This is a genomic window from Helicobacter suis HS1 (assembly GCF_026000295.1).
Lineage (GTDB): Bacteria > Campylobacterota > Campylobacteria > Campylobacterales > Helicobacteraceae > Helicobacter > Helicobacter suis.
The window spans coordinates 1,501,220-1,524,368 of the sequence record NZ_AP026769.1; the positions used below are offsets into that span (position 1 = coordinate 1,501,220).

Annotated in this window: 23 protein-coding genes, 2 tRNA genes and 4 pseudogenes; 9 read left to right on the top strand and 20 right to left on the bottom strand. The window is 39.8% G+C overall.

Annotated elements, in window-relative coordinates:
• Positions 1-6: 6 nt before the first annotated feature.
• A pseudogene (locus tag OO773_RS08310) lies at positions 7-1,041 on the top strand (GDP-L-fucose synthase family protein).
• Between the two features lie 13 nt (positions 1,042-1,054).
• Here OO773_RS08310 and OO773_RS08315 read toward each other — a convergent pair.
• Positions 1,055-1,177: a hypothetical protein gene (locus OO773_RS08315; protein ID WP_256623991.1), complete on the bottom strand. Its 123-nt coding sequence runs from the start codon at positions 1,175-1,177 to the stop codon at positions 1,055-1,057.
• Positions 1,178-1,249: 72 nt separating this feature from the next.
• Here OO773_RS08315 and OO773_RS08320 point away from each other — a divergent pair.
• The 3 genes and pseudogenes from OO773_RS08320 to OO773_RS08330 form a co-directional block, all read left to right on the top strand.
• Positions 1,250-1,545, top strand: a pseudogene (locus tag OO773_RS08320) (zinc ribbon domain-containing protein); the annotation flags it as partial.
• 126 nt (positions 1,546-1,671) lie between these two features.
• A complete protein-coding gene (locus OO773_RS08325; protein ID WP_255298854.1) occupies positions 1,672-1,797 on the top strand; it encodes a hypothetical protein in 126 nt (41 codons plus the stop codon).
• 293 nt (positions 1,798-2,090) lie between these two features.
• A pseudogene (locus tag OO773_RS08330) lies at positions 2,091-3,177 on the top strand (RNA-guided endonuclease InsQ/TnpB family protein).
• A 462-nt stretch (positions 3,178-3,639) separates the two neighbouring features.
• Here the strand turns inward: OO773_RS08330 and OO773_RS08335 are convergent.
• Positions 3,640-4,722 (bottom strand): RNA-guided endonuclease InsQ/TnpB family protein, encoded by a 1,083-nt coding sequence (locus OO773_RS08335; protein WP_073193814.1) that lies wholly within the window; start codon positions 4,720-4,722, stop codon positions 3,640-3,642.
• A 268-nt stretch (positions 4,723-4,990) separates the two neighbouring features.
• Here OO773_RS08335 and OO773_RS08340 point away from each other — a divergent pair, with 268 nt between their 5' ends.
• Together OO773_RS08340 and tnpA are read left to right on the top strand one after the other, a co-directional pair.
• A complete protein-coding gene (locus tag OO773_RS08340) occupies positions 4,991-5,539 on the top strand; it encodes a hypothetical protein (RefSeq protein WP_040499251.1) in 549 nt (182 codons plus the stop codon).
• A gap of 172 nt (positions 5,540-5,711) precedes the next feature.
• A pseudogene (gene tnpA, locus OO773_RS08345) lies at positions 5,712-6,124 on the top strand (IS200/IS605 family transposase); the annotation flags it as partial.
• 436 nt (positions 6,125-6,560) lie between these two features.
• Here tnpA and OO773_RS08350 read toward each other — a convergent pair.
• A complete protein-coding gene (locus OO773_RS08350) occupies positions 6,561-6,722 on the bottom strand; it encodes a hypothetical protein (protein WP_158650306.1) in 162 nt (53 codons plus the stop codon).
• 237 nt (positions 6,723-6,959) lie between these two features.
• Between OO773_RS08350 and OO773_RS08355 the strand changes: the two genes are divergently transcribed.
• Positions 6,960-7,790 (top strand): sulfite exporter TauE/SafE family protein, encoded by an 831-nt coding sequence (locus OO773_RS08355; RefSeq protein ID WP_006563832.1) that lies wholly within the window; start codon positions 6,960-6,962, stop codon positions 7,788-7,790.
• On the opposite strand, the gene OO773_RS08360 is transcribed toward OO773_RS08355, so the two are convergent.
• Together OO773_RS08360 and kdsB are read right to left on the bottom strand one after the other, a co-directional pair.
• Positions 7,780-8,715, bottom strand: coding sequence for a CpaF/VirB11 family protein (locus OO773_RS08360; RefSeq protein WP_006563833.1), 936 nt, complete (start codon positions 8,713-8,715; stop codon positions 7,780-7,782). The two genes, OO773_RS08355 and OO773_RS08360, sit on opposite strands and share 11 nt — an antisense overlap.
• Positions 8,690-9,406 carry a 3-deoxy-manno-octulosonate cytidylyltransferase gene (gene kdsB / locus OO773_RS08365; protein ID WP_006563834.1) on the bottom strand — a complete coding sequence of 239 codons (717 nt, stop codon included), beginning with the start codon at positions 9,404-9,406 and terminating at the stop codon, positions 8,690-8,692. The genes OO773_RS08360 and kdsB overlap by 26 nt, the downstream gene beginning before the upstream one ends.
• A gap of 62 nt (positions 9,407-9,468) precedes the next feature.
• Between kdsB and OO773_RS08370 the strand changes: the two genes are divergently transcribed.
• On the top strand, positions 9,469-9,810 hold the full coding sequence (locus tag OO773_RS08370) for a thioredoxin family protein (protein WP_034376026.1): 342 nt from the start codon (positions 9,469-9,471) through the stop codon (positions 9,808-9,810).
• Between the two features lie 2 nt (positions 9,811-9,812).
• Here OO773_RS08370 and OO773_RS08375 read toward each other — a convergent pair.
• The 10 genes from OO773_RS08375 to OO773_RS08420 form a co-directional block, all read right to left on the bottom strand.
• Positions 9,813-9,889, bottom strand: a tRNA-Met gene (locus tag OO773_RS08375).
• A gap of 4 nt (positions 9,890-9,893) precedes the next feature.
• Positions 9,894-9,968: transfer RNA gene (locus tag OO773_RS08380), tRNA-Gln, on the bottom strand.
• A 42-nt stretch (positions 9,969-10,010) separates the two neighbouring features.
• Positions 10,011-11,402, bottom strand: a complete 1,392-nt coding sequence (locus OO773_RS08385) for an L-serine ammonia-lyase (RefSeq protein WP_006563836.1) — start codon at positions 11,400-11,402, stop codon at positions 10,011-10,013.
• Between the two features lie 11 nt (positions 11,403-11,413).
• Positions 11,414-12,679 (bottom strand): aromatic amino acid transport family protein, encoded by a 1,266-nt coding sequence (locus OO773_RS08390; protein WP_176485203.1) that lies wholly within the window; start codon positions 12,677-12,679, stop codon positions 11,414-11,416.
• Between the two features lie 66 nt (positions 12,680-12,745).
• Positions 12,746-13,879: a dihydropteroate synthase gene (gene folP / locus OO773_RS08395; protein ID WP_006563838.1), complete on the bottom strand. Its 1,134-nt coding sequence runs from the start codon at positions 13,877-13,879 to the stop codon at positions 12,746-12,748.
• A gap of 72 nt (positions 13,880-13,951) precedes the next feature.
• Positions 13,952-14,509: a DNA polymerase III subunit delta' gene (locus tag OO773_RS08400; protein WP_264828536.1), complete on the bottom strand. Its 558-nt coding sequence runs from the start codon at positions 14,507-14,509 to the stop codon at positions 13,952-13,954.
• The gene (locus OO773_RS08405; protein WP_231102924.1) at positions 14,506-15,021 is read right to left on the bottom strand and encodes a HobA family DNA replication regulator; all 516 of its coding nucleotides are present in this window, start codon (positions 15,019-15,021) and stop codon (positions 14,506-14,508) included. Before OO773_RS08405 ends, OO773_RS08400 begins: the two co-directional genes overlap by 4 nt.
• Positions 15,022-15,023: 2 nt before the next feature.
• Positions 15,024-16,226, bottom strand: a complete 1,203-nt coding sequence (locus OO773_RS08410) for an aspartate kinase (RefSeq protein WP_006563841.1) — start codon at positions 16,224-16,226, stop codon at positions 15,024-15,026.
• Complete coding sequence (locus OO773_RS08415; RefSeq protein WP_006565159.1) at positions 16,227-16,697, bottom strand: RNA pyrophosphohydrolase; 471 nt, start codon at positions 16,695-16,697, stop codon at positions 16,227-16,229.
• Positions 16,698-16,818: 121 nt separating this feature from the next.
• Positions 16,819-17,121: a c-type cytochrome gene (locus OO773_RS08420; RefSeq protein WP_006563843.1), complete on the bottom strand. Its 303-nt coding sequence runs from the start codon at positions 17,119-17,121 to the stop codon at positions 16,819-16,821.
• Between the two features lie 65 nt (positions 17,122-17,186).
• On the opposite strand from OO773_RS08420, the gene hemW reads away from it, so the two are divergent.
• Entirely contained in the window at positions 17,187-18,248 is a 1,062-nt protein-coding gene (gene hemW, locus OO773_RS08425; RefSeq protein ID WP_006563844.1) for a radical SAM family heme chaperone HemW, read from the top strand.
• Here the strand turns inward: hemW and OO773_RS08430 are convergent, their stop codons facing one another.
• The 5 genes from OO773_RS08430 to OO773_RS08450 form a co-directional block, all read right to left on the bottom strand.
• A complete protein-coding gene (locus OO773_RS08430) occupies positions 18,249-19,805 on the bottom strand; it encodes a flagellin A (protein WP_034376012.1) in 1,557 nt (518 codons plus the stop codon).
• A 93-nt stretch (positions 19,806-19,898) separates the two neighbouring features.
• The gene (locus OO773_RS08435; RefSeq protein WP_006563846.1) at positions 19,899-21,548 is read right to left on the bottom strand and encodes an L-lactate permease; all 1,650 of its coding nucleotides are present in this window, start codon (positions 21,546-21,548) and stop codon (positions 19,899-19,901) included.
• Between the two features lie 84 nt (positions 21,549-21,632).
• A complete protein-coding gene (locus OO773_RS08440; RefSeq protein ID WP_231102923.1) occupies positions 21,633-21,950 on the bottom strand; it encodes a thiamine phosphate synthase in 318 nt (105 codons plus the stop codon).
• A 245-nt stretch (positions 21,951-22,195) separates the two neighbouring features.
• Positions 22,196-22,417, bottom strand: a complete 222-nt coding sequence (locus OO773_RS08445) for a hypothetical protein (protein ID WP_034376010.1) — start codon at positions 22,415-22,417, stop codon at positions 22,196-22,198.
• A gap of 8 nt (positions 22,418-22,425) precedes the next feature.
• The gene (locus OO773_RS08450; protein WP_006563847.1) at positions 22,426-23,106 is read right to left on the bottom strand and encodes a F0F1 ATP synthase subunit A; all 681 of its coding nucleotides are present in this window, start codon (positions 23,104-23,106) and stop codon (positions 22,426-22,428) included.
• Positions 23,107-23,149 lie beyond the last annotated feature (43 nt).

Below are 23,149 nucleotides of genomic sequence, written 5' to 3' on the forward strand. Positions count from 1 at the left end.
GAATGCATGCAAAAGAATGATAAAATTTATGTCGCGGGGCATTTAGGGTTGGTAGGGCGCGCATTGGTGGCGTCTTTATTAGATCAAGGCTATACAAATTTAATTTTAAAAACCCATGGTTAATTAGATTTAACCAGACAAAGCGCAGTAGAGGCGTTTTTCAAACAAGAACGCCCCGATGTAGTGATCTTAGCTGCTGCTAAAGTGGGGGGGATTTTAGCCAATAACACCTACAAGGCAGATTTTATTTATCAAAATTTAGCAATCCAAACCAATACAATTCATTGCGCTTACCAATATGGAGTTAAAAAACTCTTATTCTTAGGTTCAACTTGTATTTATCCCAAAGAAAGCCCCCAACCTATCAAAGAAGAATATTTACTCAGTAGCGCCTTAGAACCCACTAATGAGCCCTATGCTATCGCTAAAATTGCCGGGTTAAAAATGTGTGAGGCATACAATGCCCAGTATAAAACTAACTTTATTAGTGTCATGCCCACTAATCTTTATGGCCCCTTTGATAATTTTGATTTACAAAATGCCCATGTCTTACCTGCCCTATTAAGAAAAATGCATTTAGCGCGCCTTTTAGAGCAAGGGCGCATGGATTTAGTGTTACAAGATTTGCAAGTTTCTAGCTCTCAAGAAGGATTAGCCATTTTAGAAAAATATACCATTAGTGCGGAGGCTGTAGGCATTTGGGGAAGTGGTAAACCCAGACGCGAATTTTTGCACACCAGCGATTTAGCGCGCGCTTGTGTGTTTTTATTAGAGCACCAAAAAGCCGCCCCTACAAACAACCATATTAATATTGGCACGGGAGAGGATATTAGCATTCAAGACTTAGCCATGATGATTAAAAAAATCGTTGGTTTTAAAGGCGCGTTAGTTTTTGATCACAGCAAACCCGATGGCACTTTATATAAGTGTAGCGATGTGAGTAAAATCACGCATTTAGGATGGAAAGCCTGTATAGGATTAGAAAAGGGGCTTGAAGATCTTTATTTGTGGTATCAAAATAAACAAACCCTCAAAAGTTAAAAGTCTTTATGTTTCAAATAGTTGATAAGTTGCTTGCAATTTTTCTAAGCGCATGGTATTTGGCTTGATCTTGATCTTGCTTAGGTTCTTTGGTGCAAAACTTTAAATCTTTTTCTAGCCTTTCAGTGTAGGTCAACAACTCTTTTAGATAAGTCAAATAATCTAAGTGAGCGGGCGGTTTTTCTGGCTTAATTATTACACTTAGTCTAGACTTATTAGTCTATTAGAATACAAGGCAACTTGGAAGGGGAAAAACTCTACTCAAGATTGATCAATACTTCCCTGGCTCTCAAATCTGCTCTACTTGTGGAAGTAATACAGGTAAAAGCCACTGCACATTAGAAATTTTGTCTGGTTGCAAAACATATCATCACAGAGACCTCAATGCTAGCATCAATATTAGAAACTATGCTTTAGGTATGCTAGATGAGAGAAATGCTATCAAGGTAGATAAAACTAGGGTAGGGAAACTACCGAAGTTACGCTTGTGAAAGATTCTTCTAAGAGGCAGCAACTCAGCAGGCCTACTACTAGATACTAACAAAATATGTGGATCTATAGGTGCTTTTAGTACATGGCCTATTCTTGTATTCTTGATCCACAAATAGACGATGCATTCAGGGCTCTACCATGTTATTTAGCGCCAGTGAGCCTAAGACTTATACCATTACCTTTAGCAGTGCTAACACCACCCAAACAATCAGCAAAAGCCTACAAATTGTCGTCAAAGATCAAAATCTCAAACATTTAAGATAAGGAAAACTAATGGATAATATCGCTAGTATCTGGCTCAAGTGTAGGAGTTGCTGGGAGTTCTTCTAAGGGCTGGAGCTTTTTAGACTCTGTATTATCCATATAGTGGCTGTGGCTATATCTAAGATTTTTAGTAACTCAGGATCAAAGGGCACACCGCCATTACTCTCTAAACTATAAATACTTAACTGATAACCCGTTTTAGCAACCGCGCCGTAAACCCCCTAGCTTTAGCTATGGGGATATAAGGCGCATGTTTGGTCGTTTTTCAAGCAAAGTGTGTATAATATAGTTCTATGCTCATCGCCTACAAGCAGAAACTCTACAATTCAAGCAAGAACAAGCAGATAGACAGACTCTTGCGTCTTTATGGCATTTGCTACAATCATTGTATCGCTTTGCATAAGCGGTATTATAGGCTCTATAAGAAGCACTTGAATTTCTACACTTTGAAAAAGCACATCACCAAGCTAAAGAGAACAGCACGCTTTGCTTTTTTGAAAACTCTAGGCTCTCAAACCTTGCAAGAGCTAGTAGGGAGGATAGACAAGGTTTATAAAAGATTTTTTAAGAAACAAGGTAGACCACCACGATTTAAAAAGGTGGCTTTATACCAAATCTTTCACATTTAAGGGGGGAACAGGTTATAAAATCCAAAACAACATTATCTCTTTTAATGGCTATCGCTTTAAGTTTGTCAAAACCTACGACCTTGCAGGCAAACCCAAGACCTTAACCATTAAAAGAGATAATCTAGGCGATTATTTCTTGTGCTTGGTGTGCGAAACAGAGGATAACCTTAAGCCCGCAGGCGGTAACAGCGTGGGGCTTGACTTTGGGTTAAAAACTTTTCTCACATGCTCTAATGGCACACAAATCCCATCGCCTTTATTTTTCTCTAAATTCTTGCCTTTGATCCGTGCTTGCTCTCGCTCCCTATCCAAAAAGAAAAGAGGCAGTCATAACCGCCTAAAGGCTAGGCTAAAACTTGCTAGATTGCACCGCAAAGTCCAAAATCTTAGAAAAGACTTTTTCTACAAGATTGCTAATAGCCTAGCCAAACAATACGCCACTATTTTCATTGAAGATTTGAACCTGAAGGGTATGGTTAAACTTTGGGGGCGCAAGATTAATGATTTGGCTTTTGGTGAGTTTGTGGCTATCTTGGAGAGAAAAACCCAAGTGGTTAAGATTGATAGATTCTATCCTAGCTCTAAAACTTGTTCTAATTGTGGAGCACTCAAAGAGGATTTAAGCCTAAAAGATAGGTTTTTTCATTGCCCTTCTTGTGGCTTTTCTTTGGATAGAGATTTGAACGCAAGTATAAATATTCATAGAGTGGGGGCATCCACTCTTGGAGGAGAAGCTGTAAGACCCGCCTAGCGGGCAAGCTTTGATGATCCCAGAATCCCCTAGCTTTAGCTATGGGGAGTATGTCAAGCAAACAGCACCACAGAACACTACAAGCTTATGGCATTGATCTAAACGGCAAAACCTACCAAAGTGCGCAATTTTGGGATAAATGCGAGATCGGCGATAGCCTTGTTGTAGTTGAAAATCCAGACAATCCTAACGAAGTGGATGTATACACACCCACAATGCAATACCTAGCTAAAGCCACTTGTACCGATTTAGGCGCGCTTGCAATGGATCAAAAAGGTTTTAGAGCAGCCAAAAAATCCCACAAAGAAAGAGAACTTAAGCCCTTCATCGGTGAAGTTGAGCGCGCAAAGGCTATGGCTAATAAAAAACGCCAAGCCAAAATAGATGAGATTATCGGCAGAAGGCTTGACATACTCCCCATAGCTAAAGCTAGGGGATTCTGGGATCATCAAAGCTTGCCCGCTAGGCGGGTCTTACAGCTTCTCCTCCAAGAGTGGATGCCCCCACTCTATGAATATTTATACTTGCGTTCAAATCTCTATCCAAAGAAAAGCCACAAGAAGGGCAATGAAAAAACCTATCTTTTAGGCTTAAATCCTCTTTGAGTGCTCCACAATTAGAACAAGTTTTAGAGCTAGGATAGAATCTATCAATCTTAACCACTTGGGTTTTTCTCTCCAAGATAGCCACAAACTCACCAAAAGCCAAATCATTAATCTTGCGCCCCCAAAGTTTAACCATACCCTTCAGGTTCAAATCTTCAATGAAAATAGTGGCGTATTGTTTGGCTAGGCTATTAGCAATCTTGTAGAAAAAGTCTTTTCTAAGATTTTGGACTTTGCGGTGCAATCTAGCAAGTTTTAGCCTAGCCTTTAGGCGGTTATGACTGCCTCTTTTCTTTTTGGATAGGGAGCGAGAGCAAGCACGGATCAAAGGCAAGAATTTAGAGAAAAATAAAGGCGATGGGATTTGTGTGCCATTAGAGCATGTGAGAAAAGTTTTTAACCCAAAGTCAAGCCCCACGCTGTTACCGCCTGCGGGCTTAAGGTTATCCTCTGTTTCGCACACCAAGCACAAGAAATAATCGCCTAGATTATCTCTTTTAATGGTTAAGGTCTTGGGTTTGCCTGCAAGGTCGTAGGTTTTGACAAACTTAAAGCGATAGCCATTAAAAGAGATAATGTTGTCTTGGATTTTATAACCACATTGTGAAAATGTGAAAGACTGATAGTTGGCCACCTTTTTAAATCTAGGCGGTCTGCCTTGTTTCTTAAAAAACTTTTTATAAGCCTTGTCTATCCTCCCTACTAGCTCTTGCAAGGTTTGAGAGCCTAGAGTTTTCAAAAAAGCAAAGCGTGCTGTTCTCTTTAGCTTGGTGATGTGCTTTTTCAAAGTGTAGAAATTCAAGTGCTTCTTATAGAGCCTATAATACCGCTTATGCAAAGCGATACAATGATTGTAGCAAATGCCATAAAGACGCAAGAGTCTGTCTATCTGCTTGTTCTTGCTTGAATTGTAGAGTTTCTGCTTGTAGGCGATGAGCATAGAACTATATTATACACACTTTGCTTGAAAAACGACCAAACATGCGCCTTATATCCCCATAGCTAAAGCTAGGGGGTTTACGGCGCGGTTGCTAAGCTAAATATAGATGTTAAGACCTACTACAAATACCTTAATGAACTTAAGGCTAAAGGCCTTGTAGAAACTGAGGCAATTAGAGATGAACAAGGACGCTTTAGCACAAAAAGCGTCATAAAACTACACACAAACCCAAAGACTATAACCTTAGAAGTACCAGAGGAGGACTAGCATGTTTCAGAAACTCACCACAAACGCCACACTAATAGTCAAGCCCCAGATCAAAGAGGGCTTTGCAGCTATTGATAATAACATTGTCTACCACGCAGACCTAAGCCCCATAGCTACAAAAATTCTTGTGTGGTTAAGAACACTTCCCAGTGATTGGGAAGTCAACACCAAACACGCCTGTAAACACTTGCGGCTCTGCAAAAACACCTACTACAAATACACCCAAGAGCTTAGAGACAAGAGCCTTTTAGACATAGTAGAGATTAGAGATGAGAAAGGGCGCTTCACGGGGAAAACCCAGTTCGTGTTAAAAGACCCAGACTTAGACAAATTAGAGGCAATCCAAAGCCCAACTAAAAAAATTTGCACCATAGCCCATAGCCCACGAAATGATACTACGGATAAAAGCCCTAAAAATGGCGTTATCAAACCCAAAAACCCCCATAAATACGGGGTTACATCCATAGCCCACGAAATGAACCCTAACAAATGTATATATAAGAGAACAAAGAAACATGTACTCTTTACAACCCGCGCCATAAGCCCCTAGCTTTAGCTATGAGGATATAAGGCGCATGCTCTTTGAGCATATTGGAGCATATTGGAGCATATTGGAGCATATTGGAGCATATTGGAGCATATTGGAGCATAACCTATTCACAATGTATTAGTTAACTATAGTTGCGTATAGCACATTGCATAGTTATAACCATGCCGTTGGGATTTATAGCAACAACAACATTGTCTATTCTTGCAAATACCACATTGTATGGTGATACAGGCAAAAGTCCTTGTAGATCAGGTAGAAGTAAGGTTAAAACAAATCATTTTGGAAGTGGCGCAAGAGCTAGAAGTAGAGATTTTGGAGATGGAAACAGATAAGGATCATATCCATATTTTGGCAGAAGTTGATCCTAGCTTTGGGTGATGAAGTTTATTAGGACAGCTAAGGGTAGGAGTAGTCGGCTCTTAAGGCAAGAGTTTGCGCACTTAAGAACTAAATTGCCTACGCCAAACTCTTGTTTTACCTCTTCTGTAGGGGGTGCTCCTTTGGAAGTGATCAAACAATACATCGCCAATCAGCAAAACTCTAAAAAGACCCAAGCAAAAAGAAAGGTGGAAGGCCTATGTTAATCAACCTATAGCAAGGCCTGCAATACCGCTAAATTCAAAGCGCTTAACTTTTCAACATAGTGCCTTAAATGGCTTGGCAAAGCTAAGAACTTCATGGCAGCTACAAATGTTAAATGCTTAGTTAGAAATAAAAGCTTACAGGCACAAAGACCAAGAGGGCTTGTTTAAAAGAAAGTAAAAGGTTGTAGCGTACAAAGTATAAAAATAGGCCCACTACAAGTAACATGACTAAGAGAGAGAATAAATGCGCATAGGCGCTAAGAAAAAATTCATAGGTTTCAGAGGCGTTAGTGGCTAACAGGGTTTCTATCAGGGCTTGGTTTAAACTCGTTTGGTAGTAAGTAGGAGGTAAAAAAATCTAAAGAGGCACAGCCAAGAGAGAGGATAACAATAAGATTTTTACAAATTGTGTTGATTTTTGGGGGGGAGAAAACTTATCAAGAAATACAAAGTATAAAAAGTGCAAAACCATAAAAGGCCACTTTGATCACCAGATAACTTAGCATGCCACTCATATACACATCTGGAGAGAAAAAGCAAGCTACAATAGGTGCAAGCCACGCTATTAAAAGGCGCATATCTACGATCACTTTAGGCATATAAATCCTTTTTAAAATGAAAAGTTAAACTTTGCAAGCAAGCCTAAGTTCACGATTTTAGCACAAGTGATCAAAGTTCTACTATTCTAAGAACACCATTTTTTGGCTATTATTACTTATAATCAAAACAATCATAAACAATAGGAGACAGATTTTTATGCAGGCTATTAATACTCCATTTCTAGGGATTTTCAAAGACACTATACCCATGCCAAACACTAGCCATTAAGTGCCCAGATGATAGTACTTGAAAACTCAGAAGCCCTTGTTTTATGTGTAGTGGGGGTGCTAACCGGTATTACAGCCGGATTTTTTGGCATTGGTGGGGGCGAAGTTGTGGTACCTGCTGCTATCTTTGCAGGTTTTAGTTATAACCATGCCGTTGGGATTTCACTCGCTCAAATGCTTTGTTCTTCTTTAGTAGGCTCGGTGATTAACTATAAAAAAGGTTTGTTAAATTTACAAGAGGGTATTTTTGCGGCTTGTGGGGGATTAATAGGGGCAATCTTGGGAGGCTTTTTATTAAAAGTGATAGATGATCGCATACTCATGGGTGTGTTTGTAGTGGTGGTGTGCTATACCTTTATTGAATATGCTTTTGGGCGCAAAGAAAGGCATTATCAAAACGCACACTTTTACATGCACGCAAAAAAAGCCCCTCTAAAAATCCCTATTATCCATTGGCATTTGAGTAAGACACATGCTATTTTAGTCCTAGCAGGTTTAATTACAGGAATTTTTTCTATTCCACTGGGCATGGGTGGGGGGATTTTAATGGTGCCCTTCTTAGGCTATTTTTTAAAATACGATACACAAAAGATTGTACCTTTGGGTTTGTTCTTTGTGATCTTTTCCTCGCTCTCAGGGGTGATTTCTTTAGCCCACTCCGGCGTACTAAATAGCCACGCTTTACAAGCAGGATTAATCACCGGATTAGGCGCACTAGTAGGTGTTGGCATTGGGATTAAACTGATTTTATTAGCTAATGAAAGAGTCCATAAAATTTTATTACTCTGCATTTATGCGCTCAGTACTTTAGCCACGCTTTATAAACTCATTACAGGCTAATTAAATCCTTAGTCAAAACAATTTCTTGGATATGGTGCTGTTTTTGGATTTTACAAACTTGTATCAGTACATCAACCGCGCTTTTAAAATACTTTTCCACAACTCTTAGATCAAATTTAGCCTTATGCCCCATTTCAATATTAAGTGCAATAGCCTCTAAAACTTGAGATATGCTATTAGCATGCAAAGTACTTAACATGCCCTTATGCCCTGTGTTGGCTAAACGCAAGAATAAAAGCGCGTTTCTAGTATCAATCTCACCAACCATAAGACAATCAGGGCGCATGCGCATGGCCATGTTAAGGGCGTTTTCATAGCTAAAGGGAGTTTGTTCATTCTTGCCCACTAAAAGCCCTACATGGTTTTCAAACCCGCTTAAATCTAGTTCTTGACTATCCTCTACACTCACAACCCGACTTTGCCTAGGAATGTATTCTAAAAGTGCGTTGAGTAAACTAGTCTTGCCACTAGCTGTACCGCCACTAATTAGAATGTTATACCCCTCTTTCACCATATTTTTAAGATCGCCATAACCATAAGGGCAATTTGGCGCGATGATAAAAGCTTCTAAAGGGAATTTTTGGGAGGTTGGGATACGGATATTTAAACTGATTTGGTTATTAGTGGTAATACTAAAGTGATTAGCACTCACTCTATAGCGGGTAAAGGGAATAGAACAGTTAAGGGTAGGGGTTTGCAAATTAAAAGATAAATGGCGGTAATTGCCTAGTTGCTCACAAAAATGTAATAAAAACTCTTTACTAAAGGTGTTGTCATGGATTTTATGGCGTGATCCATCTAGTTTATAAAGCCACAGTTCTTGCTCTGTATTGCTAATTAGTTCGCTAATACCACTTTCTAAATAAGGGATAAAACGGGCAATCTGGGCTTTTAAAACTTTATGGGTGGTGAGTTGAGCTAACACGGTTAAGCGCTTTTTTTAAATCTTCTGGGGTGTCAATGCCTATGCTATTTGTTTGTACATGGCTAGTTGTGATGATCTTATGGTGGTAGAGAGCACGGAGTTGTTCGAGTTTTTCAATCTCTTCTAAGGGGCTTTTTTGAAGAGCACAAAATTCTAAAAGTGTATGGGCTCTAAAGCCATAAATGCCAATATGCCCTAGAAATTCTACAAAAGAGTCATCGCGATTATAAGGAATAACAGCACGGGAAAAATATAAAGCTTGTTTATTTGCACCTAGCACTACTTTAACTAAATTAGGATCAAGGGCTTCTTGAGGGGTGATTGTTTTAATGCATGTGTGCATGAAGGGCGTGTTTTTAGATTCTTCTAAGAGAATAGCGATGATTTCTGGTTCTAAAAAAGGTTCATCGCCTTGTAAATTAACTACCGGCGTTTCTGGAGGTAGATTTAAAAGCATGCAGGCTTGCGCGCATCTATCTGTGCCACTAGTGTGATTCACACTTGTTAAAATAGCCTTGATCTTAAAATCTTCACAGGCTTTTAATAGTAACACATCATCGCATGCAACCACCACCTCATCTACCTTTTGGGCGTTACGGGCTGTAGCCACCAGCATAGGAACCCCGCCAAGTGGCACAAGAAGTTTTCTTTTAAAACGGCTAGATTCTAATCTAGCAGGAATAATAATCATAGATAGCCTTTTTATCAGATAAATTATTATAGTCTTTTATAGCAAGCTTAGCTTTTTTGGCTATGCTCTTATTTATTTTTAAAGAAAGGGTTTATTTGCAAACACTAAGTAGCCAAGATTATCAAAACAAGATAGCTAAGGGAGCGGTTGTGATTAATGTGGGTGCGCATTGGTGTCCGGATTGTCGCAGGATTGAGCCGATTATGGAAGTTTTAGAAAAGGAATATTCAGGGGTGGTGTTTTTTAAAGTGGATTTTGATAAAAGCACAGATTTAAAAGAGACGCTAGGCATTAAGCGTATCCCTACACTTATTTTTTATAAAAATGGGGTAGAAGTGGGTAGTAGGCTAGTAGAGCCTAGTAGTAAAGCAGAGATTGAAAAATCTTTAAAAGTATTGCTGTAATTTGGTTGCGGGGGATGGATTTGAACCACCGACCTTTGGGTTATGAGCCCAACGAGCTACCGGGCTGCTCTACCCCGCGTCTTTGGCTGGGGTAAAAGGATTCGAACCTCTGAATGCCAGGACCAAAACCTGGTGCCTTACCACTTGGCGATACCCCAACAAAAAGCCCCATTCTATCTAATTGCAATGTAAAAGTCAAGCTAACATCTTGGAATATGCACATGGGTAGCTAAGCCACCTAAAGAGGTTTCGCGGTATTTAGGGTCTAAAGATTTACCCACCTCATACATGGTTGAAATCACATCATCTAAGCTTACTTTAGCCTGATAGCCATCTTCAAGTGCTAAACGCGCAGAAGACACCGCTTTAATCGCCCCTACTACATTACGCTCAATGCAAGGGATTTGTACCAAACCACCTACCGGATCACAAGTTAAACCCAAATGGTGTTCCATGGTAATTTCAGCCGCGCTTAAAACTTGTTCTACACTTCCGCCCATTACAAAAGCAAACCCAGCTGCAGCCATAGAAGAAGCAGTCCCCACCTCAGCCTGACACCCCGCCTCAGCCCCGCTTAGTGAGCCATTTCTTTTATATAAATAGCCAATGGCTGCACAGGTGAGTAAAAAATCTACAATTTGTTCGGTTTCTAAAGGTTTAATGTGCTGGTGGCAATAAAGTAACACCGCAGGCACCACCCCACAAGCCCCATTAGTAGGAGCGGTAACCACTTTATGCCCTCTGGCATTTTCCTCACTCACCGCTCGCGCATAGAGTGTAATGTAATCTACTAGGCTTAAAGGATCGGCTTTATTATGCGATTGGATTAGGCGTGTGTAAATTTTAGGGGCTAAAGAAGCCATGCCAATATAACCGGGCAAGCTTTTTTCACTAGAAGAAATCCCACTCTGATAACAAGCTAGCATGGTCTGATAAATTTCTAAACAATAAGTACGGGCATAATTTTCTTTAAACAGGGCATTCTCATGCATCTCTACAATACCGGCAATGTGGGTATGGTGTTTCTCACATAAATTTTCTAGCTCTTTAGCACTGGCAAAGTCAAAGGGAGTGTGGCAATCTTGTGTAGTACTATTTTTTTTGTGTTGTAATTCCTCTTGTGTGTAGATAAATCCCCCGCCGGTGGAGTAATAAATCTCTTGAACTAATAATTTTTGGTGGGCATTAAAGGCTTGTACTTCCATGCCATTTTCATGCAAGGGTAGGGTTTTAGAATCAAAGAGAATATCCTCTTGTAAAGAAAAATCGATCTCTTTTTTTTGGGCTAAAAGGATTTTATGATCTTGGATAGCTTGTTTTAAAATAACCTCTCTTTGTTCTAGCCGTACTTCTCTAGCACTCACACCACTTAAACCTACAATACAAGCTAAATCTGTCAAATGCCCCTTACCGGTAAGAGCAAGCGAGCCATGTAAAATCACACGCACGCGATTAACTTGTTCTATCAAACCTTGTTTGTATAAAAGAGCACAAAAACGCGCACAGGCATCCATAGGTCCAATGGTGTGGGAAGAACTAGGACCAATGCCAATTTTAAATATCGCAGTGATTGATTGGTTAGAAGAGGGCATGGATACACTCCTTATTTAAAAACAATCTCAATAATAGCATTTAAAACGGTTAACACGCCGGTTAAGAAAATAAAAATATCGGCTAAAGGGCTTCTAAATTCTTTCATAGAAGGCAGAGCATACATCGCCACAATGGGTAAAATAAAAGTAACAGCGGCTAAAGCCGGTCCCCCCAAGCTTTCAATAAAACCTAAAATACTAGGGTTGGTATAAGATACGCCAATAATGCTTATCCATAAAAATAAAGTGATCCAAATATCAATGGTTTTATGCCGTTTGGTATTGAGTTTATCTTTAGTAAAAATTTGCACCACTAAGCCTTTTAAACCTTCCTTAGCCCCATAATAATGCCCAAAAAAAGAAGTAATGATGGCTAAAAAGGCCACAATAGGCCCCGCATAGCCGATAATGGGGTTATTTAAAGTGTTGGCAAAATAACTTAATATGGGGATATTTTGTTCTCTAGCCTTGATTAGGTCGGCTGGTTCTAAACAAAGAATACAAGAAAAGACAAAGAACATGACAAAGAATAGTAAAAGTGAGGTGTTGAGTAATTCAATTTGGTTTGTCTTATAGTGTTTGAGTTCGCCGTAATGTTTTTCTACCGCTTGGGCAAAAGTGGAGATAATGGCGCTGTGATTAAAAGAGAAAATCAAAACAGGCAAGGTAAACCATAGAGCTGCAAAAAACCCTTTAAAGGTAGGAATATCTGTGAGCATGGAGGTTTTCCAGTAAGGAATAAGATAGAGAGAAAATACCAATAAAATTAAAGCTAGAGGGTAGACTAAAGCATTAGAGATACGGGTAACCACAGTAGTATTAAAAATCATGACAAAAATCATGCCAGTGATGAGGTGCTCGGCTAAAAAAAAGCGGTTATTTTCAAAATAATGCAGGCCTAATTGGTTACTAAAAAAAGAATCAACGGTATTTGTAATCCCCACCCCATAAGCTAAACAAATAGGATAAAGCGCAAAGAAATACATAAGCGTGATAAAAAAACCAACTTTTCTACCTAAATGTGTGGCGGCATGGGTAATATCCTCATTGCCAATTGCATTTACAAAGCGCGCTAAGGCTCTATGGCTTAACCAAGTCATCGGAAAACTCAAAAGCGCCATCACCACCACAGGCCAAAACCCGTGTTCGCCGGCTCTAATGGGTAAAAATAAGATTCCAGCCCCAATGGCTGTACCAAACATGGACCACATCCAGCGGATGTCAAAAAGATTAAGAGATTTACGCGGATCGTCCATGAATTGCCTTTGATATAAGATAAAATGTTGTGATACCAACAAATTTTATAATAATACTCATTTTATGCCTAATTTTTATAAAACCCATTACAAACAAGATAAAGCGTTATGAATGGCTATTAAATCTGCATGGGCGGGTATATCATGGACACGCAAGATACTAGCCCCATGTGCTAAAGCTAAGCCATGTAAGGCTAATGTTCCGGCTAATCTATCCTGTACTTCTTGTTTACACACCTCCCCGATACTCCCCTTACGGCTACAGCCCACTAACAAAGGATAACCAAAGTGTAGAAAATGTTCTAAATGTTGGATAAGGGTTAGATTCTGAGTTGTGCCTTTAGAAAAACCAAAACCAATATCTAAAATAATGCGATCCACTCCAGATTTTGATAACTCCTCAATTTTAGAAGTGAAAAACGCTTCTAAATCCTGCCATAAATCTTTAGCTGAAAGTAAAGTACCGTCCATTGGTACGCCACATGAATGCATTAAAATCACTTCAGGCTTATAGTATTTGGCTATTTCTAGCATTTGTACATCTCTAAACCCATTAACATCATTAAGCACAGCAAAACCATGTTCAAGCGCAAAAGCAGCCGTTTTAGGGTTATAAGTATCAATGCTAAATTTAATGTGCTGATAAAGTCCTTGATTTTTAATTTCTAAACACAACTCTTTTAGGCGTGCTATTTCTGTATGAGAGTCTACATAAGTGCTTAAAGGCCTAGAGCTAGCCGCTCCAATATCAATATAACTGGTCTTATGCTGTAAAAAAGTTTGGATAGTTTGTAAGGCTTCTTTTGTGCTATAGCGGCTATTAGGATAAAAGCTATCTGGAGTGAGATTAATCACACCCATTAAAGCGGGTTTAATTTGGGCTACTTTGAGGTGTTTTTCTAAAATTTGAGCTAAGTCTTTAAGGCCAAAATCTTGTTCTTTACATTTTTGGCTGAGTCGTTCTAATTGATCTTGAGTGCCAACTAAAAGACAGTTATAGGTTTTCTTTTTTGCCAAAATACAGTCTTTAGGTGTGGCTAGTTCAGCCCCTACGCGCAAGGCTTCTTGTTTTAAAATCAAGGTAGCGCTTAGGGGTAAATCCTCAATTTTAAAACTAAAGAGTCGCCCTTTTTTTGCCATGATTTCTTGGCCGATTTTATGAACTTTAATCTCTTGCAGGGCTAAAGAAAAACTTTTAGGATTTACACGCCGTAAAAACATCAAACTTCTCTAGCCTCCAAAATTGCTAACAGCAAAGGTAATAAATTATAACTAGGGCGCAAATACAAAGCATTAGCATAAACTGCCTCTTGAAAATATTCTAGTTTTTCGTTTAAGTGTGATATGGGTGCGCTTTATTTCTTCAAGTAAAGCGCTAATTTGCATTTGCGTTTCTGCTTTATTCCAATTTTCTTGATCAATTCTTTGTAAGTAGCGATATACTTCATCTAAACTACAGGTGCGTAAGTCTAATCCAAAAGGCTTAGGCGTGGGTTTAACGCGTTTATCTATGCATGGCAGGCGTGAACGGATAGTGGGCAATAGTACATGTTTATGCTTAGCAAATAGAATAAATAGCGTCTTTTCAGGGGGTTCTTCTAAAATTTTAAGCAAGGCATTTTGGGCAAAGATATTGAAAGTATTGGCTGCAATGATGCAAACTTTTTGCTCCCTAGAGCTTAAAGTAGCGCGCCGTTTAATTTCATGGGCATGATCAATTTTAAGCTCTTCTTCTACAAATAATTCTATAAAAACTGGTGTGTTTTGCTCTAAAAAGTACTGTTTTAACTCTGCTTGGTAGCTTTTAGCCTCCTCACAAGGTACATTTGCATAAATAAGGCTACTTGTCATGTTAAACTCAGCTTTCCTAATAAAGCGTCTAATAATATGTGTTCAAAAACTTGATAGAGTTGGAGTAATTGGTGATCGCTTAAAGGGTCTAAAGAATTAAAGCTAATGATTTCCTCTCTAGGGGGTGAATCAAAAGCCCATAAAAGCCCGCGTTCTTGTAAGACTAAATTAGCTATTGGAGAGCTAAAAGCCCCTACATACCACAGAATATGGCTTTGATAAACAAGATTTAAAGTACTGCTTACCAATGCATTTTCTGACTGGTTTAGGCGGGATTGGAGGGTTGTGGGGATTTCAAAAATAGGGATTAAAGGACGCAAAGGGTGGCTATTTAGATGAGAGAGGACATAAAGCTTAAACCATGCGCGCTCTGTATCCGTATCCATCAAAACACTCCCCCCTCCTATAATGTGTTTGATTGCCTGAATACAAGCAATCCAGTTGCAATTTTGTAGCCAATCTTTTAAAAAAGAAGGCTGCTCTTGTAAAATAGGGTATAACCATTGGTACATCTCTATAGTTCTAATTTAAAAGCAGCGTGCAGTGTTTTTAAAGCTAATTGTGCTAAAGCAACATCTACCACAACTGAAATTTTAATTTCACTCGTGCCAATCATTAAAATATTAATGTTTTCTTTGGCTAAAGCTTTAAAGGCCGCGCTGGCAATTCCTGAGTGAGAGCGCATGCCAACCCCTACAACAGAGATTTTAGCAATTTGATCATCACATTCTACCGATCCAATATCTTGTAGATTTTTTAAAACCTGTTTACAAGTTTGTAGATCCTCTTTAGGCACTGTAAAATTAATATCTGTCTTGCCATTGCGCCCCACAGTCTGCACGATTAAATCAATATTGATATTTGCATCTGCTAAAAGCCCAAAGATTTCTCCAGCAATTCCGGGGTAATCACGGGCATCAACGATATTTACACGCGCCTGATCTGTATCCATAGCAATACCGCTCACAATGGGTTTTTCCACAATTTGCTCCTCTGAAGTGATGCGCGTCCCCTCTGTTGTACTAAATGAACTGCGGGTAACTAGCGGAATATGATACTTTTTAGCTAATTCTACCGAGCGGTTAAATAAAACCTTTGCCCCCATAGAGGCTAGCTCTAACATTTCTTCATAACTAATTTGATCGATTTTTCTAGCCTGCGGTACAATGCGCGGATCTGTGGTATAAATCCCATCTACATCGGTATAAATTTCACAAAGATCAGCATGTAAGGCCCCGGCTAAAGCCACCGCGCTTAAATCACTCCCACCTCTGCCTAGAGTAGTAATTTCTCCGTGTACACTCACGCCCTGAAATCCAGCCACCACCACCACAAAATTTTGGGCTAAAAGCTCTTGGATTTTAGAGGGGTTGATTTCTAAGATTTGGGCTTTACTATAGTGTGAATCTGTGAGAATCCCTGCTTCTCTCCCGCTTAAAGAACAAGCCTTTTGCCCTAGAGATTCTAGAGCAATGGCTAATAAAGAACTAGCAATTTGTTCTCCACTGCTTAATAGTCTATCTAATTCTCTTTGATTGGGGCGTGTTCCAAAATAACGGGCTAGATCTAAAAAATCATCTGTAGTATCCCCCATAGCCGAAACCACTACCACCAGATCTTCAAAGCGTTTTTTACTCTCAAGTACCCGTTTGGCTACAGCCTCAATACGCGCACACCCCCCCATACTAGTGCCCCCAAACTTTTGGACCACTAACACTTAAAGATACCCTTCCTTGCGGAAATAACCAATGACTTGTCTATAAACCTGCCGTTTAAAATACACCACTCTATGGAATAAATCCTTAGTTTTGACAAAACAATAGCGATCAAATTCTGGACAAAGGGTTTTAATGTTAACCAGAGCGTTATTTTTAAGCCGTACTAAAAAGTACTTTTGTCTTTGGCCATCAAAGGGGTAGAGCTTTTTAGTCATGGTTGGGGGGAAATCATAGGTGATCCATTTGGGATATTCTGCAATCACTTCCACCGCATCTGTGCCTATTTCCTCTAAAAGCTCGCGGTATAGTGCCATTAAAGGCGTCTCGCCTTGATCAATCCCTCCTTGAGGAAACTGCCATGCTCCTTGAATATCAATGCGCTGTGCGATTAAAAACTCACAATCACTGGGATAATGTGAGGAAAGCACAACAGCGGCCACATTAGGCCGATAACTTTTCTTAGTTTCCATGCTTATCCTTTAGCTGTTTGCACCATATCTTTGACTGCGCAACTTAAAACTAATGGACATTATAGCACACACAAAACTAAGACAGAAAAGACCCCCGCTGTATCTAAACTAGATGATTGGATTATTTTTTAAGAGTAGGGATAAATTTTGATAGCGCATCAATATCTTCATCACTCAAGCTCTGAGCCTGTGCATGCATCACACCACCCGCTCCATACCGATTAAGCGTACCGGCTTTATAACCTGATAAATCCTCTTTAATTGTAGCGCTATCTAGAGTGTTAACCACATGCCCTTTACCAAATGCTTTTTTATCCATAGCAGGTCCATGGCATCCAGCACATCTTTTAACAAGCGTAGACGGATCAGCTGCTCCTAAAAAACTAAACCCCAACACAAAGCCCAAAAGCAAGCACTTTTTCACATAATCTCCTTTGATTATTTTTATCAAAAAACATGTTAAGATGATACTAATTTAAAGATTAAGCCATGTTTAAAATCCCGAGCCCTAGTAGCCTGTATTTGCACATTCCTTTTTGTCAAAGCAAATGTGGCTACTGCGCTTTTAATTCTTTTGTAGGTTTAGATGCGCTAAAAGAAGCCTACACACAGGCTTTAATCTGTGATCTAAAGGCAAGTCTAATAACCTCCCCTGTGCTCTCCTCTATCTTTGTGGGTGGGGGCACGCCTAATAGCCTTAAGCCTAAGTTTTATGAGCAAATTTTTAATGCTATTAGCAAATACGCTTATTTAAAATCAGATATAGAAATCACTTTAGAGGCTAATCCAGACCTAATTAATCAAGAGTGGTGTTGTATATTAAAACAACTAGGGGCTACGCGCCTTTCTATAGGCGTGCAGAGCTTTTTTCCTGATAAATTACACCTCCTACAAAGAGAACACGATCACAGCGCTATTTTTAAAGCACTTGATATAGCCTATCAAAGTGGCTTTGAGCATTTAAGTATCGATCTGATTTATAACACCCCATTGGATACAAAAGAGCGCCTAGAAGAGGAATGCAAACAGGCTAGCAAACTCCCCATTGATCACCTCTCAGCCTACAGCCTCACCCTGGAGGATAATACAAGGCTTATTAAAGATATTAACCCTTGTGAACTTCTTCATTTAGATACATTTCTCAAAGAATGTTTAAAAGATAGAGGGTTTAAACAATATGAAGTTTCTAATTATGCTAGAGATTATCAGGTACGCCATAATTTAGGCTACTGGGAGGGTTTAGAATATTTTGGTTGTGGGGCAGGGGCTGTGGGGAGAATCAAACAACAAAGGCTTTATAAAATTAAAGATGTTGCCACCTATATAGACAACCCTTTTAAAGCGCGGGTAGAAAATCTAAGCCAAAAAGACTTGTGGTTTGAATCGTTGTTTTTAGGTTTGCGCTGTATCTTGGGCGTGCCTTTAGAAGGCTTAGACTCTTTAAAAGTCCAAACACTTCTAAAAGAGAAAATCTGTGTCATAGAAAACAAAAGGCTAATTGCTAGGGATTTTTCCCTAGCCGATGAAATTGCCCTGTGGTTAGTAGACTAACTAAGTTAAGAGCCGTAAAATGTTTTGTTGCACGGTGTTAGCCTGACTCATGGCATAGCTACCAGATTGGGCCAAGATATTATTTTTACTAAAGTTAGCGCTCTCTTCAGCAAAATCCACATCTCTAATTTGTGATTCAGCTGCTTTTACATTCACTTGGGTGATCGTGATGTTATTAACAGTGCTAACCATTTGGTTTTGCACAGAACCCAAATCAGAGCGGATTTTATCTAGCATTTTTTGTGCAGACTCAGCAATATCCATCACCACCATAGCGCCCTTAAGGGTGGTAACCCCAGAACCTAAAGTGAGATTTTCTGCGGCAATGGTTTTATTGTAGTTAGCCCCTGAGGCAGAGCGCACGGCTTGGTTAAATTCACCTAAAACATCTCTAAGATTAACCGTAGTACTAGCCGTTTCACCCTTACCAAAACCAATGGCTTTATAACCGGCATTTGGATCGGTTACATTTGCCCCAGAAACAATTAAGATATCTCTAGCATCTTGGCGCACTAAAGAAAGACGGCCAAAATTTAAAGAACCATTTGTAACCTTTTGGCCTCCATTCATGGTATCTAAGGCCATAACCCCAGAACCGCCCTTTTGATTGCCCCCTTCATCATCAACTTTAAGGCTAATTCCCCTCCCATCAAGACTTCTAAGATTAAGCCGTCCTTTGGCATCTGTATAGGCCTCTACACCGGTTTGGGAGGTTACAGCATTAATTGCAGCGATCAAACGGCCATCGCTATCATTTTTCTTAATGCCCACCACATTACCTATATGAACACCGTTAAGTACTATGTTATCTAGGTTACCCGAACGCACAGCCGTATCTGAGGTGGAGATCACATTAGCCGTAGCCCGTACACCTGTTGCATTAGAGTTTTTATTAATCACCTCTGCTAACACACCAAGACCCGTACCTGCAGAAGTAGAAATCTTCACGCTTTCTAAAGTTACATCATGGGTACCATTAACCTGTTTGAAAGTTAAGGCCACCTCTCCAGCGGCGGTGATAAGACTACCGGTTACAATTTTTGTTTGCCCGATTTTATCTGAAGTAGCTGATCCAATACTAGCCTTAATGGTCTCATTAGAATACGCCCCCACTTGGAACTCTTTATTAGAAAACGCGCCTGATAATAAAGTTTGTCCATTATAAGAGGTGGTGGTCCCGATATTATCCAAACTTTGAATCAAGCGCACAATATCAGCCTGAAGGGCTTTTCTGGATTGGGTATTTTGCCCATCTTGAGCGGCCTGTGTAGCCTTAGTTTTGATGGTATCTAAAATCTTGATTTGCTCATCCATTGCCTTATCTGCAATTTGGATAATGCCCATACCATCATTGGTATTAGAAATAGCCTGCCCTAAACTTTTAGCCTGAGAGCGCAATGAATCCGCAATGGTCATACCCGAAGCGTCATCAGCTGCCTTGTTAATGCGCAAACCAGAACTCAAGCGTTCAAGCGATTCTTTTAAATCGCGTTGTGTTACTAGCCCCACCGCATGGGCGTTTAACGCATTGATATTCGTGTTAACCTGAAATGCCATAATAACTCCTTGTTAATGTTCCTAAAGCTTCCTTGCTTTGGCGCTTGCTATATCGGTTAAAAATGGTTTTACTCAACTCCAAGATTAATTCACTTAAGAAACAGGCACAACTTGAGGGAAACCATAGGCAATAATCGTAACAACAATTCCAATTAGAATCACAAACAAAATAGAATACTTAACCGTGAATTTAAATAGATCAGATTCCTTACCCGCTAAACCCACTGCAGCACAGGCAATTGCAATGCTTTGAGGGCTAATCATTTTGCCTAAAGTCCCCCCCACAGTGTTAGCTGTGATCGTTAAAATTTCAGGAATTTTTAAATTATTAGCGGTGAGTTGTTGGAGTGATCCAAAAAGTAAATTAGAACTTGTATCACTCCCGGTTAAAAACACACCCACCCAGCCGATGATAGGCGAGAAGAAAGTAAAGGCTTTACCGGTATGGGTGAGTGCTAGCGCCATTGTTGCAGAAATCCCGCTATAGTTAGAAACATAAGCAAAACTTAACACAAGCCCGATTGTTAAAACCGGATAGCGCATCTCTTTGAGTGTCTCGCCAAAAACACCCACCGCCTCACTCATTTTAACTTTTAACACAAGCACACTCAAAATAGCCGCAACAAAAATAGCTGTACCTACCGTGTTAATTAAGGGGAGTTTAAAAATAACGGGAGCTGTTGGGCTTTTACCCTCTATAACAAAAGGAGCGCTCTTAAAAATCTTTTGGCTAATGCTTGTAAATTCAAAGTAAAAATCAGAAAAAGCAAGTGCCCCTCCCTTAGCAAAGAGATTTTTAAACCAAGGTTGTGTCCAGACAATAATGGCTAAAATCAAAATAATAAAGGGAGTCCAAGCGATTAAAATTTTATGAATCGGGTGTTGGTGGTGGGTGCTTTGGGTTTGCCCATCGCTTCTAAAAATATGTTTAGGTTGCCAAAAGCGTAAAAATACAGCTGTAGCCACTAAAGAAATGATTGCTGAGAGGATTCCGGGAAGTTCAGGGCCTAAATAGTTAGAACTTAAATACTGCACTAAAGCAAAGCTAAAGGCGGCTACAAAAACAGCCGGAAAAGTTTCTTTAATCCCGCGCAGCCCGTCCATTAAAAAGACGATAAAAAAAGGTACAAGTAGACTAATGAAAAATAAAATCTTGCCCGCCATGGCGCTAATAGCAAGTGCGCTTACACCCACCGCTCCAGCCATAGCGCTAATAGGAATACCCACCGCCCCAAAGGCCACCGGTGCGGTATTAGCAATTAAGCATAGCCCGGCAGCATAAAGCGGGTTTAGCCCTAGTCCGGCTAAAATGGCTGCTGTAATGGCTACAGGTCCTCCAAAACCAATCGCACCTTCTAAAAATGATCCAAAGCAAAAGCCAACTAGAATTACTAAAATGCGGTGATCGGGGGTGATGGATTGTACGCTTTCTTTTAAGATTTCAAAATACCCAGATTTGACACTCAGTTTATAGGAAAATATCGCCGCGATGATAATCCATGCAATAGGCCACAAGCCATAAAGAAAACCATAGGCAAAGCTAGCCCACACCATCGTTGCAGGCATTTTATACACAATAAGCGCGATGAGTGCTGAGAGCGCAACACTTAAAAACGCGGCTACATGCCCTTTTAACTTAAAGACAATTAAGGACATGAAAAACAGCACAATGGGTAAGACAGCAACCAGCGCGCTAAGCCAAATGTTTCCCAGTAAGGGGGCATAAACCTGATGCCATTGCATGGTTTTCCTTTATCTTAAATTAAAAACCGCCTAGTATAACATAAACTAAAGGCTAGCCGTGATCACTTGTATAAAAAAATAGGGCTATTTATCTAAGAAGCAACGCATGCCCGCAAACCCTCTTAAACCCTTGTCTGCTAGAAGTGTGGCCAGTTCAAAGCGCATACCCCCTAAGGCAAATAAGTGTTGTTTAACCTCTAAGCAAAATTGATCTAAATAATCTAAGCCTAGTGGGGGTGGTTTATTAGGCGTTGCAAGAATAGGGCTTAAAGTGCAAAACTGCACCCCTAAATCTAAAGCTTGCATGACTTCTGAGGCGCTGTGGGCGCTATAAAAACGGCTTAGAGTGGGCGGAATTGTTGTAATACCTGCAAGTTCTGCTCCCTTGACATGCACGCCCATAAAACCATGTTCTAACGCTTTTTGTACACTTAATTCAAGATTGGCTAGGTTAAGATAACTGATAACATGGTGGGCATGGCAGGTTTGTACAAAAAGTTTTAAATGAGAATTGGCTATTTGTGTAACTCTTAGGCATGCTCTATCAACAGAGTGGGTTTTAAAAACAGATTGTAAAAGGGTTTGGAAAGCCTCTGTACAAAGACCACCAACAAAAGCAGGGGTAATCCAATAAGCTTCCAGATTGTTTAAAGGCGTTCCTTAGAGCTTTCTTTAAGCATGGCAGACATGGATTTTGAGATCAAAGCAAAGAAACTAAAAAGGGCAAAAACAAAGAGAGTTAAAAAGATTGAGACCACTAAACCAAAATCGCTAAAAATAAAAAAACACAGCCCCCCACAGGTTAGCGCAATCCCTGCAAACAACCCGGCAAAGAAATCCAAAAGCGAAATCAGCGTATCTTTATTCATTTTAAGATTTAATGCCCCTCATCTACCAAAACAGCACCTGCCAAATAGACATAGGTTAAAATCATAAAAACAAAGGCTTGCAAAATGCCCATGAAAAAGAGCACCATAAAGGGCGCAACGGGAATAACCCATGGCACAAGTAAAAGCATGATGAGTAAAAACATATCATCGCCCTTAATATTCCCAAAAAGCCTAAAAGATAAAGAGATGATACGCGAGAGGTGTGAAACAATTTCTACAGGAAACATAATAGGCATGAGCCATTTAACTGGTCCTAAAAAATGGGCAAAATAGCGTATAAAACCCTGCGAACGGATACCCTCAAAATGGTAGTAGAAAAAGACAATGAGAGCTAGTACAAGTGTAAAACTCCAATTTGCCGTAGGCGCTTCAAACCCCGGAACAATCCCTATCATATTGGCATAAAAGACAAAAAGCGCAATGGTGCCGGTTAGAGGAAAATACTTACGCGCCAATTCCTCGCCAATTACATCTTTAGCTACAGATAAAATTCCCTCAATCACAGCCTCATAGATATTTTGTAACCCAAAGGGCACCATTTGTAATCTCTGAGCGGCTATTCTACTAATAATTAAAGTAAAAAGGGCGCAAAATACCGCGTAAAACCCGATGATGAAGTTGTGATCGTCATTAATCAGACCTGCAAAAGTAAAAACCCGATGATCCATGCCTTCTCCAAAATCCCTATTATAACAAAATTACCCAAATTCT

What these genes read in the sequence shown, in the direction of transcription:
- OO773_RS08335 (WP_073193814.1), bottom strand. Translation starts at nt 4,722, where the DNA reads ATGCTCATCGCCTACAAGCAGAAACTCTACAATTCAAGCAAGAACAAG.
- kdsB (WP_006563834.1), bottom strand. Translation starts at nt 9,406, where the DNA reads ATGATTATTATTCCTGCTAGATTAGAATCTAGCCGTTTTAAAAGAAAA.
- OO773_RS08440 (WP_231102923.1), bottom strand. Translation starts at nt 21,950, where the DNA reads ATGGGCGTGCATGTCAAGGGAGCAGAACTTGCAGGTATTACAACAATT.
- OO773_RS08435 (WP_006563846.1), bottom strand. Translation starts at nt 21,548, where the DNA reads ATGCAATGGCATCAGGTTTATGCCCCCTTACTGGGAAACATTTGGCTT.
- OO773_RS08430 (WP_034376012.1), bottom strand. Translation starts at nt 19,805, where the DNA reads ATGGCATTTCAGGTTAACACGAATATCAATGCGTTAAACGCCCATGCG.
- OO773_RS08385 (WP_006563836.1), bottom strand. Translation starts at nt 11,402, where the DNA reads ATGCCCTCTTCTAACCAATCAATCACTGCGATATTTAAAATTGGCATT.
- OO773_RS08400 (WP_264828536.1), bottom strand. Translation starts at nt 14,509, where the DNA reads ATGACAAGTAGCCTTATTTATGCAAATGTACCTTGTGAGGAGGCTAAA.
- OO773_RS08370 (WP_034376026.1), top strand. Translation starts at nt 9,469, where the DNA reads ATGCTCTTATTTATTTTTAAAGAAAGGGTTTATTTGCAAACACTAAGT.
- OO773_RS08445 (WP_034376010.1), bottom strand. Translation starts at nt 22,417, where the DNA reads ATGAATAAAGATACGCTGATTTCGCTTTTGGATTTCTTTGCCGGGTTG.
- OO773_RS08340 (WP_040499251.1), top strand. Translation starts at nt 4,991, where the DNA reads ATGTTTCAGAAACTCACCACAAACGCCACACTAATAGTCAAGCCCCAG.
- OO773_RS08355 (WP_006563832.1), top strand. Translation starts at nt 6,960, where the DNA reads ATGATAGTACTTGAAAACTCAGAAGCCCTTGTTTTATGTGTAGTGGGG.
- folP (WP_006563838.1), bottom strand. Translation starts at nt 13,879, where the DNA reads ATGTTTTTACGGCGTGTAAATCCTAAAAGTTTTTCTTTAGCCCTGCAA.
- OO773_RS08325 (WP_255298854.1), top strand. Translation starts at nt 1,672, where the DNA reads ATGTTATTTAGCGCCAGTGAGCCTAAGACTTATACCATTACCTTTAGC.
- OO773_RS08350 (WP_158650306.1), bottom strand. Translation starts at nt 6,722, where the DNA reads ATGCCTAAAGTGATCGTAGATATGCGCCTTTTAATAGCGTGGCTTGCA.
- hemW (WP_006563844.1), top strand. Translation starts at nt 17,187, where the DNA reads ATGTTTAAAATCCCGAGCCCTAGTAGCCTGTATTTGCACATTCCTTTT.
- OO773_RS08405 (WP_231102924.1), bottom strand. Translation starts at nt 15,021, where the DNA reads ATGTACCAATGGTTATACCCTATTTTACAAGAGCAGCCTTCTTTTTTA.
- OO773_RS08415 (WP_006565159.1), bottom strand. Translation starts at nt 16,697, where the DNA reads ATGGAAACTAAGAAAAGTTATCGGCCTAATGTGGCCGCTGTTGTGCTT.
- OO773_RS08450 (WP_006563847.1), bottom strand. Translation starts at nt 23,106, where the DNA reads ATGGATCATCGGGTTTTTACTTTTGCAGGTCTGATTAATGACGATCAC.